Consider the following 17,264-nt stretch of genomic DNA (forward strand, 5'->3'; position numbering starts at 1 on the left):
AGAGCACCTGCCTTACAAGCAGGGGGTCATAGGTTCGAGCCCTATTGGTCCCATTCACAAAGAAATGTGAACATATATATTATGGATGGGTTCCCGAGTGGCCAAAGGGGGCAGACTGTAAATCTGTTGGCAACGCCTTCGAAGGTTCGAATCCTTCTCCATCCACTCACACGAAAGTGTGTAAGCTGATTACGCAATGCCGTTGTGGCTCAATTGGCAGAGCAGCTGATTTGTAATCAGCAGGTTACCGGTTCAAGTCCGGTCAACGGCTTTTATAAGCTAACAATTTGATAACGTCGCGGGGTGGAGCAGTCTGGAAGCTCGTCGGGCTCATAACCCGAAGGTCGTAGGTTCAAATCCTGCCCCCGCAATTTTGTATGCTATGCATACTTGCCCAGATAGCTCAGTCGGTAGAGCAGAGGACTGAAAATCCTCGTGTCGCTGGTTCGATTCCGGCTCTGGGCATTTTCATTACAAAAATTGAATAATTCTTATGGGTGTGTAGCTCAGTTGGTAGAGCACTTGACTTTTAATCAAGTTGTCCGGAGTTCGAACCTCCGCACGCTCATTAACAGAAAAAGTCGTTTTCCTTGATATTAAAAGGAAAGCGGCTTTTTCTATGTCTTTTAAAGCATTTCCATCTCTCATCAAGGATAATACCCAAAAAAATCAGGTGATTTTATAAAAAATATTAAAATATTCAAAATATGTAAAAAAAGTGCCTAAGATATGATATTCTTATGATATATGTGTGTAATAAGCGTTTTATGAAGGAGAAGAATATGAGGCTAAAGAGAGGAATTGCACTAATTCTTGCGATTATGCTATTGTTCCCATCAAACATGGGAAATATTTTTGCGCAAGAAAACGAGAGCGAAATAATTAGTGATCTTGATTACGGGCAGGAAGAAACTGAGAAAAAGGAAGAATTTGTACAAGAGTACATAAGCATTAAGCTTGATATTTTATGGAAGGATGAAAATAATATTTTATCAAGCAGACCAGACATTGGACAGGTCATAACTCTTTTACAAAATGGAAATGTTCTGGAAGAGAAAACTCTGGAGCTCGTAGAGGAATCTACGGTAGAAGGAGAAGATATAGGGGTATCAACCTACTATATTTATGATTTGCCAAAATACATAGAGGATACCCAGGAGGAGTTTATATATGAAGTCCAAACAACAACTCCAGAGGGGTATCAATTATTAGGGGATGAAAGTGAGTATAGTACAAGTGAAGAGATCGTAAACCTAACACCTGATATAGAAGGTGTTCTTTGTGGAGATAAAAAAATCGGATACTCATTGCCCTTATATTCTGTTAGTGGAATTGTTGAATGGGAAGGAAAAGCACCAATTACCATTGATGAATATTTTAATAACTCTTTCTCAATTATAGATGATAACGGAACCCCTTACCAAGCTTCAATAATCGATAAAGAAGTCTTGGAAAGTAGTGATAGCAAAGAAATATGGAGCTTTAGCCTTAGAGGACTTAAGAAACAAAAACAAGATGGGGGACAAGGGACATATTCTTTTGAATTCCTTGATATGGATGGATATCGTAATGAAATAAATACAATAACATTAAATGAAGATAGAAACGATATTCATGTTTCCTACCTTAGGGAGGAAGAGGAAAAAGAAACGATTATAAATACACCAAATACTCTTTCTAGAAATGAAAGTAAAAAGATTGAGATTAGTGGTGATTGGGATGTGGCAATAACATCTGGAGTCTTTGACGCTCGTATTATCTGGCAGGATAATGAAGACAAGCTTGGTAAGAGACCAGAGAGTCTCCCTACAACCCTTTATTATCAAACAGATGAAATGGATGAAGCAGCACCATTGACAACAGAAGTATGGGATTTCTGGAAGCTTCCAACGGAAGATTATCCTTTAGGAGAGGGAAAAGACAATCCAACACTAAGCAAAGAATCGGCGGAATGGATTAATCAGTATAAAAATCTGCCTACTGTCTTAGTATATACAGATAAAGAGGCAGTGGATGAAAATGGAGATCCCCTTGTACGTGAGACGATAAATATACAGTATTCTTTTACACTGACAAGTGAGAGTGTCAATTATTACGATATAAGCTATGAAAATGGCAATGCAATTTTAACCAGCACATTGCCGATTGATTATACAAAAGAAGACTATACCGTTAATGTAATCTGGAATGACAATGAAAATTTTGCAAACACCAGACCAGAAAATCTACCGTTAGATCTTTACTATCAGATTGAAGGTATGGAAGAAAGTGAAAAGTTGACGGAAGAGATATGGATGTCCTGGGGATTTTCATCGGATACATTTCCATCAGCTGAGGTAGACAAAAATAGTGATGGATGGATATATACCTATTCTAATATTCCAGCAAGTCTGAAATATTTTGATGATGAAGGAAATGGAAAAGGAATAAGCTATGGATTTAAGCTTCAGGATGAAAGTCAATTGGAGGATGAATACACTCTCAATTATAGTGGAAATAATACAGCAGTTTTATCAAGTAAAGCTCCTATTGTAACAGCAGCTGAAGATTATCAAGTAACTGTAAACTGGAATGATAATAAAAATGCATCAAAAGATAGACCTTCAAGTGATGATTTTCAATTAACGGTATATTATACAGAAACCACTGGGGAAGGGACTACAGAAAAAAAAGAATTAACGAAAGAAATTTTGAAAGAGTGGGGGATTACAGTGGATGACTCCTGGCCTTCTATTGATGGAATAGATGGCGAGAATCAAGCAAACTGGATCTTCAAATATGGAGAGCTGCCAACGACAGTTGTAATGACAAGTACAGAAACCGGTGAGAATGAAGAACCTACAGCAGTATCATCGGAATCAACAATCGAATATTTCTTTGAGATATCCAAAAGTACAACGGAAGCTATCTCAGACAGCTATTTTATTGAGAAAGAAGAAGACTCTAATCGAGTAATGCTGACTCATAAGAAACAATTCAATGGGACAAAGGTGTGGATGGATGGAAGTAATAAGTTTTCAACCCGCCGGACAGCGGAAGAACTGGCAGCAAATATTAAATTGTATCGCAGCCATACAAGTGGTACCAATACCGTAACAGATGAAATCAGCTTAACAGGTGATGGGGAAACAGATGCCAAGCTGAATATTAAAGAGACTGCAAATGAATGGGGCATAGAAATTTCCAACCTTCCAGAGTATGATGAAAATGGAAATGTCTATGTTTATTTCCTAAAGGAAGAAGGTTTACCGGAGAATAAGACGGGAATGCCTATTGCAGAGGGAAATAGCTTATCAGACAGCGAATCCGTTGTTTATACAGGAAGCTATGCAAATGAAGGAAATTATCTTGAGGATACATCTGCTTGTTATGACAAAGGAAGAATTATCAATACTTTAACAGACAGTATAGAATATTCTGCGGAAAAGGAATGGCAGGATGATGGAAATCAAACCAGACCAAATGGAAGGTTAATCCTATATCGCTATCCGAATGTTTCAGGCAGGGATTATACTACGGCATCACCAGTTTCTGGTATGGAGCTGCCCCTTGATAAAGACACAACAAAGTATAGTATTGATTTTTCAAAGCTTGAAGGCTATCCAAAAGAAGGACTGCCTCGTTTTGACAGTGAAGGGAACGAGTATATTTACTTTGTTCAGGAAATTCTAAGTGGAGAAGCTGCTGGTAACTACAAGAGATATTATAAGGATAGTGAAGGGAATACAGGAGATTCCAAAAATGCTCTCTTTAACGGACAAACATTGCAAAACAGAAGAACTGGTACCGTAAATGTAAATGTGACCAAGTCCTGGAAAGCAAATGCAAAACAGGATATGGAATCCTCCGTTGATTTAAAACTGGAGAGAAAGATAAAGGGATCTGAGGGAGATTACGAAGAAGTCAAGACAGAAACCCTTGGTGGTTTCCGTGCAGAAGAAATGACCAAGACCCATAGCTTTGAAAACCTGCCACAGTTTGATGAAGAAGGACTGGAATATGAGTACCGTGTAACGGAAGTTGGAGGAACCATTGACGAAAAATCATTTGTAGTAGATGAAAATGGAAAATACACCGTTGATGGATATGCTTTTGAACTTGTTGCTTCATCCAATGGGGATGGGACCACAAGTCTTTCAAACCAACTGGTGGGAACGGCAGAGGTAAAAGTAAAAAAAGTATGGAATGGCTTGATAGAAGATGGTCAAGTACAAGATGTTCACTTTAAAATTTATCGAGACGGCAAGCTGGTTGATGACACGGAGTATAAAATAGAGGCTGCTGATACGAATATTAAAGGTGAAGAATGGAATGGCAATTGGTATACAGTATCTGGTCTGCCTCGTTATGATGAAGACGGAAGAGAGTATGTATATACAGTAGTAGAGACACAACGTCCAGCAGGGTATCACGTGGGCTATAGTTATAATAGGACAGAGGTTGAGAGAGATTATACAAGGGTTAACCTTGTAGAAGCAACCATTACAAATACACCCGCAACACCTGGAAGAGATATTTACGTCAGAAAAGTTTGGGCAGATGATGGGGATGAAAATTGTCGTGACAATGTCGTTGTTGATGTGTATATGAAGGATCAGAAAACAGGAACATTTCAGCATTATAAGTCTGCCACTTTAACAGAAAAAGGTGATTGGGAGGCTTGGATTGGTCTGCCAAACGTAAATAACTTGGAAGAAACCAGTGATTTGACAGAGGAAGAAAAAGAGAAACTTCAGCGGTACTATTGGGATTATTCTAATTACTATGTAAAAGAAAAAAGCGTTGCAGGAGCAGATGTAGAGTACCAAACGGAGTTTCCTATTTTAAGCCCAACAAAGACAATAGTTGGAGAAGTCACAACCCAGGAGCATCATTATGATACGTATGCCCAGGTAGCTTATCGAAATGATACGGATAAGTATGGAACTCTCCAGCCCTCAAGCTATACCTTTACCAATGTGCGCAAAGGAACCGTAAACATTGAGATTCAGAAAGAATGGATCGATCAGGATCACTATAAGACAACCGTAGAGAGTGCCACATTCCAAATTCAGCAGCGGTTGAATTACACAGAGGAATGGAAAGATTATAAGGAAGAGATTGTTCTTACAGAGGAGAAAGAGTGGACACAGAGCATTAATGAATTACCGAAATACGATGGCAATGGAGTTCTGTATGATTATCGTGTGATTGAAAAGTTTGTAAAGGAAAAGAACGTTGAAGAGCCACACAAGGCATCTGGGGGAAGCTTCTCTCTTAGTGACGGACATGTTTATCGTGTGTATACAGATGAAAAACGGGAGTACGGAGAACATACAGAGGGAGAACTACGAGAGGATACGTATACTTATAATATAACCAACAAACGTGCAGAAACGAAAAATATGGACGTATACAAAGTCTGGAAGGATGTTACCCGTAAGGACGAGACCCGCAACCGTTCCGATATGTATTTTGAGCTCTATTGGTCTTACAATGAAAATGGTACCAATCTGAATCAGATGAAGGGCTATGACGATTACGTATGGACAACGACTGGTGACGGTGGATTTAATGACTATTACTGGAAATGTACATTCAATAATCTATCCCGGTATGATGATAAAGGAAAAGAAAAATTCTACTTTGTCAAAGAGGTTATGCCTGTTACAGGAGAATACATAACGGAATACTATACCGGAAGTCCCAAGGAAGTTTCGAAAGAAAGTACAGATACAAGTATTGCAGGAGTTTATGCTATTTTAAAAGAGACCCTTGGAGAAAATGCAAAATTCTTTGATGCCACAGGAGAGAAAAAAACAGGAGAAAATATTTATGCCAAAGATGGAGATACCATTGTCAATAAAAGAATTGGTGACCGCTATCTGACCGGGCAAAAGGTATGGGAGAACATGCCTGAGAATGTGGATACATCCGATTATCCTGGAATTACCCTGGAGCTAAAAATCTATCAATATGATGACAATGCCGGGGAATTTGTTTATTCAGAGGTAACTGGATATGCAACGGTTCAGCTGGATGGAGGAAAAAAGAATTTTGAATTCACGAAAGTTGGAGGAGACGGAACCACTGATAAGTTGGATAAGTATGATTCATACGGTGTTTTCGTTAAATATATAGCCCAGGAGGTCAGTGGACATACACCGGGATACTTTGATCCGGTATATGATGAGTATAACTTAACCGTTACCAATAAGTACATGCCGGAAGAACAGCAGAAGGAACACTTAAGTGTTACCGTAACGAAGACGTGGACAGGTATCCCAGAGGAAGTTGATCCATCCCTATATCCGGAGGTATCCCTTAAGCTATACCGGGTCATGGTAGATGAGGATGGTAATGATACAAAAAATACAGCACCGGAACTTATTGATGATGCACAAAAATTGACTTGTGACGCTTCGAAATCCAGTACGGTTAAATATGAGAAGTTGACAAAATATGCTCCTAATGGCAGACCCTATCGTTATTATGTGGAAGAAGCTATGGACGGTTATGAGACATCGAACGAAGATTTTGAGGATAAAAACTCTGTAGGTCTTTTGGAAAAAGAAGATGGGAACTTCACAAAAGAGATTTTTAAATATGATCTTACCAATACTTACACAGGTGGACCACTATTATCTTTAGGTGGAAGCAAAACATGGGATGACAGTGAAGACTTGTATCAAACACGTCCAGCTGATTTGGAGTTAAAGGTATACCGCGGACGTTTGGATACAAGTGGTTCGTTAATTAGTAGTTCAATCGAAAATATTACAGACAAGATTGAAATAGAATGGATCAAAAATGGCAGCATTTGGAATTATTCCGTTAAGGCAAAAAGTCCTTTGACTGGAAAAACCGAACTTTATGGGGAGATTCTTTCAAGTGAGTATACTTTATATCAATATGCTACCAATGGACAGCCATATGTTTACTATGTAGAAGAAGTAAATCCGGATATGGGAAAGACAAATCAGCGGTATACAGCTCGTGTAACAATGAGTGAAAATGTACTTACTGTTGGCGACAGCACGGGCATTTTGGATTCTGGTGTAAATGTAGCAGCTCAAGCAAAACGAACAGAGGATACCCTTGTCGTTGATTTTAAGAATGAATTGTCCAGAACGACAGCAAGCGGAAGAAAAGATTTCTATAAGTACACAGAGAATCAAAATACAGTTGTATTAACAAGTGCTGAATACAATATGATGCTGCCGGAGAAATTGACTTTTAAACTTCAATATTTTACAGACGGTAGTCAATGGAAAGATTATCAACAAAGGAAAGATGGTGCAACAGAAACCGTAACGAAGACTTTATCAAAGGCTGATTTAAAGAAGAGTAATACAATTTCCTTTAGTATTGAAAAATTGCCTAAGTACGATGCAAGTGGAGCGGCAATACAATATCGTTTTGTTGAGACAAAAATAGGAGATATAACAATAACCAGCGAATATGCAGGAAGCTATAGCGTTACAAATAATCCTGGAGATGGTGCTTACAATATTACCAACACCTTGGAGACGATTCCACTAAAAATCGAAAAGATTTGGGACGATAATAACAATCAAGATGGTGTTCGTCCAGGCAGTATTACCTTTACCATAGTCAGGGATAGTGACACGACGAATGTATGCCTGGTTACGCTGACAGCAGCAAATCAGGAAGGTGAAAATACAAATAAATGGGCTACAACTGTCTATGTACCGAAATATAAGTCTGACGATAGTGGGAAAAGCGAGGAAAGCACCTATTCCGTAACGGAAAATTTAGGAACAAATAAAAAATATTATACCCTTACAACAGGGAGTGCTCAAAATAATTGGACATTGCCAGCTGAAACATCTACGAACAGTGGCACAAAGATATTCACCTTTACCAATAAGCATGAGCCGGCAAAGATGAATCTTGCAGTATCAAAAAACTGGAAAGACAGCCAGATTAATTCAATAGGTGAAGGGAATCGAAGTGATATTCGCTCGAATGAAATCACTCTGACCTTGATGAAATCAGTAGGAGGGGAGTCCCCAACTGCTGTGGGGGTTCCACCTATCACATTGAATGAAGGGAATGGATGGGGAGCACCTCCACTTGATGCAACTACGTGGAAGGATTTACCAGTCCGGGAAAACGGAAAGGACATCTATTACTCTGTTGTAGAAGAAAAGCAGCTCAATTATAAGGCGCCAACCTATGCTTATACCTTAGATTCCAGTGGAAGCAAAGGAAGCATAGTAAAAGGAACCTCAGTAGCGGGAAGCATTGAGGATAGTGGAACGAAAACCCATAAGGCCGAGGCAATCAATGAACTGGAGACAACCCGTCTGACGGTAACGAAAATCTGGAATAACGGAAACGAAGGACTGAGTCAGGAAGCAGATGTAACCTTCCAGCTGTATTACAGTAAGGACAATGGAAGCACATGGACAGAGACAGATACAGAAGTTATTCTGAAAAAAGGAAATACCAGTATTAATTTCAATAACCTGCCAAAAACTTTTACGGACAATGGAGAAGAAAAATTCTATCAGTATAAGGCAGTTGAGACCTCTATTGGAGATGATGATGTTACAGATGGAAAGAATGAAAATGATGAAGATATTAGGACAGCTCATGGATATGAAGTTGGTGAATTTGAAAGAACCAGTGGGAATGAAGGAACCCATAAAGGAACCATTACCAATCGGTTATTGCAGCGAGGAAAGATTACCATTACCAAAGAATGGGATGATGCATCCAATCAGGATGGTATTCGTCCGGAATCCTTGGACTTTGAGTTGATTCAGTCAAATGGAGAATCCTCAAATCCTACAGAAACAAAAAAAATATATACTATGAAGGCATCTGAGAATAGTGGAGATGAATGGAGTTTGGAAATTCCGAATCTACCGAAATATCAACCAGATGGGAGTACAGAGTGGGTATATAAAGTACGGGAAATTACGGATCAAAAGATTACAGATAGTATAACGGGAAGTAAAAAAACGGGATTTTCCGATTATTACAGCACATCCTATAAGGTTGACAACGCTTCTGAATATACAACGGGCACCACCTCTACACAGATTACAGACAGTGTAGTGTTTAAAAATACTTATGTGCCTCGAAAGATGGATCTGAAGGCAACGAAAAATTGGAATCAGGATGATACTATTATCAATGCAGCCATTGGAAACAAGTTGGATGATATCCGTCCGGAGTCTATTACACTGCTGCTTTATAAGACAACAAATCCGGCTGGTGTGATAATTACAGATTCAACAGTGGAGGGAGCAACAGAGGTAGGAAGTAAAACAATAGGAGCTTCACAGAGTTGGACCCATACATGGAGTGGACTAGATCTTCGTGAACGAAAGGATGGGACATCAAAATGTATTTACTACTTTGTATTAGAAGAAAAGGAAAATGGCTACCTTGCCCCTGTCTATGACTACACTTTAAAAGGAAATGGAGATATTGTTAAAAGCGGCTCTGTGGAGAAAGCAATTACTGGAGACATTCACAATGGAACGGCGGTGAAAGAGAACCAGGTAACGGTAACGAATACCCTGGATAAAACATCTCTGGAGGTAACAAAGGATTGGGTGGACTACAATCTGTTTAATCAGCGTCCTGATAATGTAACTTATCAGCTGCAGTACCGCTTGCAGACCGATCCAGAAAGCCAATGGAATAATACCACGAATGAGATTACTTTAACTGCTGATACCTGGACCAATACCTTTTCCAATCTACCGAAGTATAATAAGGAGGGTGTTTCATACGAGTATCGTGGAATCGAAAAAGCAATTGGAGGGACAGCGGTAGACAGTGAGAGTAAAGCCTATGGATATTCATCCACTCAGACAAGTAATACAGAAATCACGAACAGTCTGATTACACGGGAGAAGACGATTACTGTTACCAAAGAATGGGATGACGCATCCAATCAGGATGGCATCCGGCCTACCAGCGTCAAAATGAAATTGGAGCAGCTAAAGCAGGATGGAAACCCTAACAAAACGAATGTGATTATACTGTCTCAGAATAACAATTGGAGCTACACGTGGGAAAACCTTCCCAAATATCGGCCAGATAGATCAGAGTGGGAATATCGAGTGACGGAGGATACATCGGAATCAGATGGTAAGCCAGATTGGTATGCCGCTTCCTATAAAGTAGATAATGATGTCAGCTTTACAATGGGAAAGACATCTTCAAACATAGATGAAACAGTTACTTTTAAAAATAGCTATACTCCTCGTAAGATGAATCTGACTCTCACCAAAAAGTGGGAGGATGCAGCCATAGGAAGAACCATTGGTGGGGAAAACCTGCAGGAAATTCGTCCAGAGTCGATTACCTTTGAATTGTGGAAAACCACCAATAAAGATGGGGTAACCGATTTAACAAAGCTAGAGGAAGAAACCTACAATAAAACCTTGACCAAACCATCAAGTGGTGATTGGAGTAACGCAACATGGGAAGATCTGCCTCTAAGAGAAGGTGGAAAAGACGTCTATTACGCTGTTGTTGAGCGTTCTGTAACGGGTTATAGCACGGTTGCGTACACGTATACAAAGGCAGAGAATAGCGAAGGGAAGATCGTAACAGGTAAAGCAATCACAGGTAGTATACTGGATGGAGCAAGTAGCAAAACACATTTTGCAACGGTTAAAAATACTCTAGATACAACAGACATGACGGTTCATAAAACGTGGGTTGATTACGATCTTTTTGCCCAGCGTCCGGATAACGTAACCTATCAGTTACAATACAGGTTAACAGGTGAAGAAGAGTGGATTGATACATCCTATACCATAGAGCTGACAGGCGAGAACACAACGAATACCTGGACCAATACTTTTCAAAATCTGCCGGTTCGAAACAAGAACAATGTGGCATACGAATACCAAGCAATTGAAACAAAGGTGGGAGATCAAGATGTCACGGAAGTGGATGATTTAAGGGAGGCTCATGGATACACAGTAGGAGACTTTAATTCGGATACAAATACCATTACGAATACCTTGATTGTCCGGGGAGATATTACCGTCACAAAGAATTGGCAGGATGGCAATAATCAGGATGGGATTCGCCCTACCAGCATCAAAATGACCCTGCAGCAGCTAAAGGAAGATGGGGAACCCGCTCGAAGTGATGAAATTACATTGCCACACAATGGAACGGAATGGAGCTATACATGGGAAGATTTGCCCAAATATCACGAGGATGGAGTAACAACCTGGGACTATAAGGTTGTAGAAACCATGACAAGTTCAGATGGTACGGATACGTGGTATACAACAACTTATAAGCTGGACGGGGGAGAGGCAAAGGCGAAATGTGAGACCATTACAGTTTCTCAGAGTGCCCAAAATGTTGCAGTAACCAATAGCTATACGCCTCGTAAGATGAATCTCTCTGTGGGAAAAACATGGAATGATGGGGAGGCAAACAGTATTTTGAATCCAAATGGAATTGATGCTACCCGCCCAAGTGAGAAGCTAACTTATGTTCTATACAAGTCTGAAAATGCTGATATGACAGATAGGACAGAGGTCGGCCGTAAAGAGACAACAAAAAGCAGTGGTTGGAAAACCATTCTTTTTGAAGGGTTAAATCTAAGGGAAGATGGCACCGAGCTTTACTACTCCGTTGAAGAAGTTTCTATAGAGGGGTACACTGCCAGCTATCAATATTCCCTTGATGATTCGACGATAGCCAGCAAGGGAACTGTAAATGGAACAACCGCCCTGAAGGGAAGTGTTTTTGACGGGGCAAATCCCAGAACCCATTCGGCTGCCGTAACCAATACGTTGAACAAAACAGCAATTCAGGTGAAGAAAACCTGGAACCACAAGAGTACAATATTTCCACAAAATCCAGAAAGTGTAACCTATCAATTACAGTACAAATTGACGGGAGAAGAAGAGTGGAAAGATGCTGCCCTATCTCCATTCCAGCTCAGTTTAGAGGATAGCTGGGAGAAGGAAGTGAAGAACCTTCCTGTTGAGAACAATGCTGGCGTTTCATATGCATATCGGGTTAAGGAAATAAAGGTCGGAGATAATTCCTTTGATCAAAACAGCCAAGCCTCTGGGTATGAGGCAACTCAAACAAGTGATGTAGAGATTACAAATACATTAAGTATTTATGAGAATGTAACCATAACCAAGATTTGGGATGATGGAGACAATCAGGATGGTATCCGTCCGGCGACGATTACTTTCAAGCTGACACAGATTGGTGGTGCACAAGGAGTAAAAGAACAGGAAGTCGATGTTCCGACAGACAATGATGGAAGTGTAAGCTATACGTGGACTAATTTACCGAAGTATAAACCAAACGGCGAGGTATGGACTTACAAAGTAGAGGAGGTTACTCCAGAAGAATATACAGCAACTTACCGTACAGGTGATGGGGAATTTAGTGAAGAGATTCCAACAATCAGCCAAAGTGGCACAACGGTCACGGTAAAAAATAGCTACAAGCCTAAGACTATGGATATTAAGTTTACAAAAGAGTGGGGAGATGAAAATGAATTTGGTAATCGCCCAGAAAGTATCTCTGTAAATCTGTATCAATCAGAAACGCTAGTTGGTACTTATGAAATCAAAGCCTCTGAGAATTGGACAAAAACGATTCAGGACTTACCTGTTATGGCAGCAGGAGAAATACTGTATTATTACGCTGAGGAAATCAGTGTGGAAGGCTATGTTAGTTCAACAATTACCTATCAAAACGCAGAGGACAGTGCAGGTAATACGAGGAATAACACAGCTATTGAAGGAAGCATTGACGATCCAGACGGAACGGAGCATTTGATAAACATTTACAATACCTTGGAGACCACAGAATTCAATGTGACAAAGATATGGAGTGACGAAACGCCCTTCCCACAACGAGGAGATGAAGTGACTTTCCAGCTCTTTTATCGAGTGGAACCTGATGGACAGTGGACTAAAAAGAGTGATAGAACCCAGACAGCAAAGGCAGAGAATAGCTGGACAGCAGTCTTTGAAAATCTTCCCGTTAAAAATGCAGCTGGACAGATTTTTGAGTATAAGGCAGAAGAAATAAAAATAGAGAATCAAGGAATTAAGGATCAGAAAGGGTATGGCTATGAAGTAGGGGATTTTGCTCTGTATGATTCAGAAGACTACAAGGGAAGTATCACGAATTCCTTGCTTCTGCGAAATTCCATTACGGTAGAGAAGATTTGGGATGATGGAGACAATCAAGATGGTATCCGTCCAGCAGAAGTGACCATTCGACTGACTCAAGTTGGCAGCAGTAATGAACCTGTAGAGGTGGAGTTAAAGGAAGAAAATCAGTGGAAGTATACCTGGGATAACCTGCCGAAATATAAACCTGATGGAGAGACTCTGTGGACTTATAAGGTTGAAGAAGTCGTTGAGGATGACTCAGTGCTTGATACAGACTACAAAGCGGCCTCCTACAAAGTAGGTGACGGGGAGTATGATGAGGATGCTCCAATCATTACAGGAGAAGATGCACAGTCGGTATTGGTTAAGAACAGCTACAAGCCAAAAACAATGAATTTGAGCATCACCAAAAGCTGGAGGGATGAAAACAATCGTTTTGAAAGCAGGCCTGATTCGGTTCAGTTCCAATTGTATAAAACCACGGATCCAGATGAGGCGTTATCCCATGATGATAGTCATAAAGTAAACAATCCATTGTCCATACAAAAAGACAGCTGGATGAACACGTGGGAAGATTTACCGATTATGGAAGACCAACAAGTTCTTTATTACTACATTAAAGAGATTGAAGTGCCCGGCTATACTTCATCCAGTTATACGTATCAAGTGACTGGCAATAATGGTACGCTGAACACAGAAGAGTCTGCTATTGCAGGAAGCTTAGCAGATGAGCGAGGTACAACACATAAAGCAACGATTGAAAATAGTATCAATACAACAGAGCTGGAGGTAGAGAAAAAGTGGGATGATGAAACCGACTATGTACAACGTCCGGAAAGTGTGGAATTCCAGCTGCAATACCGAAAAGTAACAGACCCGGAAAGCCAGTGGAAGGATGGGGCAGGAGATACTGCACAGCTGACACTGTCTGAGGAGGATGGAAACTGGAAGAAGAAATTTACGAGTTTACCAATTAAAGATGGGAATGGAAAAGATTACGAATACCGGGCCGTAGAAACGAAAGTTGGATCACATGAAATTGGAGAGAACGATACTCAGAGCATGGGATATGCTCTTGGAGACTATAACGCTGAAACGAAGTCCATTACCAATCAGTTAATTACCCGGGGAAATATTACGGTATCGAAGCAGTGGGATGATGATGGTAACCGGGATGGAATTCGTCCAGATGAAGTCAAGGTAAAGTTAATTCAAGTTGGTACCGGAATATATGTTGAAAAAACACTAGACGCTGACAACGGTTGGTCTGCCACCTGGGAAAACCTTCCAAAGTATGACGGGGATGGTTCCCAGTGGATCTACAAGGTGGAAGAGACTGCGGTGAATTCGTACACAACAACGTATCAGTTGGAACAAGGTGAATTTGGAGAGAGCTGTGAAATTGAAACCTCAGACAATTCACAAAGGGTGACGATAAAAAACAGCTATACACCAAAGACCTTAAAGCTGGAAGTGACAAAATCCTGGGCGGATAACGATGATGTGTTTGGTACCCGGCCTGAAGAGGTGACCTTTACGATTATGAAAACCACAGAGCCAACGGATTTGGAAAGTGGTACAGCTGTGGGGACGATAACAATCAAGGAAGATGATTGGAAAGGTACGTCAGAAGAGCTGCCGATTATGGAACGGGTTGAAGAGGTGTCAAAGCAGGTATACTATTTTATAAAAGAGAAGGAAGTGGCGGGTTATACAAGCAGCTTCGTCCAATATGAAAAGAATAATGAAAGCAGTGGCTCAATTGCAAATGAGAGTGCAATAGCAGGAGCATTAAGTGATGCAACAGGGTTAATACACAAGGCTTCTCTTACGAATACACTTAAAACCGTTAAAGTCACTGTGACAAAGCAATGGGATGATGGAAACAATATCTATCAGTCAAGACCAGAAAATATTGCTTTTGCACTTCAACGCCGGAGTCAAGATCGGGAAGAGTTTACAGAGGTTGCAGACAAAACCGGTAAGAGAATCATTCAAAAAACAGCAAGTGCGGCAACGGATGAGACACAAACAATCCTTTTTGATGGTTTACCAAAATGTGATACCTCTGGCGGGGAATATACGTATCAAGTCGTGGAGATTGATCTCGCTGATGAGTATGAGTTTAAAGCAGAGACAACACGAACAAATTCCGGAGACTTTGAGGGAACTGTAATCAATCGATTAAAGCCTATGGAAATTCGTCTGGAAGGTTCAAAGATTTGGAAAGATCAAAATAATAAGTACAAACTGAGACCAGAATCCATTCATCTTCGTGTATATCGGGAAAACCCTAAGTTTCCAAATCAATGGGAAGAGGTATCGGCTGATGAACTGAATATTCAGTGGAAAAAAAATGAGGAAAAAAATCTGTGGACCTACAAAATCACAGGATTGCCCCGTTACGTTGTCTGGAAAGAAATCACTCCGTGGAATTACGCCGTTTCAGAAGATGCTCCAAGGTATTATGAACAAATAGGAGACTCCTATGTAAAAGGAAAGGTAGATAACCAATCCGGTAATATCACAGAGTTGAATGTGACAAATCAGTTGATACAGGATGGGAAGTTAACGGTAGAAAAAGCCTTTAACCGCGGACCGGATACGATGGAGTTTCAGTTTGTTGTCCGTATTAGTCCCAATAAGATAAATGAATTCAATCCAGGAGATATTTATACAGGTGGATATGAGATTTATAATGCATTGGATGATGTAAAAGCAAAACTTCCTATCAAGAGTAAGGAAACAGATAAGAAGGGCGTGATGACAATCTGCGCTGGACAGAAAATCTGTTTAAATGACTTGCCAGATAACTGTTATTATATGGTTGAGGAGCTTCCCCATGATGACTACGACTTTGTTCCGGAAAAATCCAAGAATCTCAGTGGACAATTGGATGATGAATTAGTCAGCGAGGCATTGGTATATAATAAGACCAAGTCTGAAATTGGAATCAGTAATCATACAGTTAATGAAGGCATTGATATGGAAAGAGCTACGAATGCAGGTGGATTTATCACAGTTGGCTGGGGAGATCCAAATGAATGTAATGAGGCGCTCCATTGGATTAATGAAAATGCAGTTACATGGAAGCCAGACCGCTTCTGGACCTATGGAGAGGAATTCAGTATCGTTTATAAGACCTTCTTTGACCCAGAAGAGAAAACACTGATTATCAGCGATTATCTCAATGAAGATGGAAGTGTAAAAGCATTGGCTGAATGCACAAGCAGCAGCAGAGAACTGCTGGAGGATCTTCTATGGAGAGGAGCAAGGCTTTTCAAGGGAGAGAATGGTGAGATTGTTTTAATTCTGGCAGATGATCTAAACGATATGCCCCGGGAAGCTTGCGTGTATGTGAAGTTTAAGCCAACGCTGGGTATCCAGAATATAACCGCAAACCATGAAGGTGGCATTGTGATGGTAGAAAGTGGACATGATGACACTTGTGCAGATGGAATACCATCTTTTGGCGGTTCACCTTATTGCCAGACGACTGCTTATGCAGAACCTTATTCCGGATATCGATTCAATCAAGAGAATATTGTGATTCGAAATCTTGATGATTTAGATGGAGAAGGGGTAAAGCTGAACATTGCTGAAGACGGAACATTTACGGCGCAGCTCCATACCACCATTGCCAGAACCGAAACGGTGGTGCCAATTACAGGACATATTGAAGCGATAAGTTCAACACGAAAGAAAATTGACTTTGATAATCTTCCGGTACCTCTTGAGGTAGATGTGGAGTTTGTAAAAGAAGTGATTATTGAGGACAAAGGTGGCGAGAACCCATTGGAGGAAACCCGGATAGAAACTAAGATAGAAACTCCTGCAGAAGTAAGCAATACTGACAATCAAGTTCAGACGGGAGACAATGGAAACATACTTTTCTATGGAGCTTTAATGATTCTAAGTGTGTTCAGTATGATAGGAATAGGCGTAAGAAAAAAGAAAAGAAAATAGTTTACACAAATTTAACTTGACTTTTCCTAGGAACTTTAATACGATATTTGTGTTAATAAAAGGGAGTAACTTGCGCAAATACTTGAATATGCGTTTACGATGTCGTCAAGTCGATGCAGCCGCATCCGGTGTCGTGATGAAATAGTGAGACTTTTATTGTGTATT

The 17,264-nt window shown here is 40.3% G+C and carries 1 protein-coding gene and 5 tRNA genes; all 6 read left to right on the forward strand.

Features of this window, described 5'->3' with window-relative positions; genetic code table 11:
• Window positions 1–83: 83 nt before the first annotated feature.
• The 6 genes from NHH15_RS13245 (at window position 84) to NHH15_RS13270 (ending at window position 17,099) form a co-directional block, all read left to right on the forward strand.
• Window positions 84–165 (forward strand) — tRNA-Tyr (locus tag NHH15_RS13245).
• Window positions 166–198: 33 nt separating this feature from the next.
• Window positions 199–271 (forward strand) — tRNA-Thr (locus tag NHH15_RS13250).
• A gap of 26 nt (window positions 272–297) precedes the next feature.
• Window positions 298–371 (forward strand) — tRNA-Met (locus NHH15_RS13255).
• Between the two features lie 21 nt (window positions 372–392).
• Window positions 393–465 (forward strand) — tRNA-Phe (locus NHH15_RS13260).
• Window positions 466–495: 30 nt separating this feature from the next.
• Window positions 496–568: transfer RNA gene (locus NHH15_RS13265), tRNA-Lys, on the forward strand.
• 214 nt (window positions 569–782) lie between these two features.
• Entirely contained in the window at window positions 783–17,099 is a 16,317-nt protein-coding gene (locus tag NHH15_RS13270) for a Cna B-type domain-containing protein (protein WP_262067136.1), read from the forward strand.
• Window positions 17,100–17,264: the final 165 nt, after the last annotated feature.

Source organism: Aequitasia blattaphilus, from assembly GCF_024721305.1.
Classification (GTDB): Bacteria; Bacillota; Clostridia; order Lachnospirales; family Lachnospiraceae; genus Aequitasia; species Aequitasia blattaphila.

Excerpts from the sequence above, each read along its gene's own strand:
- NHH15_RS13270 (WP_262067136.1), top strand. The coding sequence starts at position 783 with ATGAGGCTAAAGAGAGGAATTGCACTAATTCTTGCGATTATGCTATTG.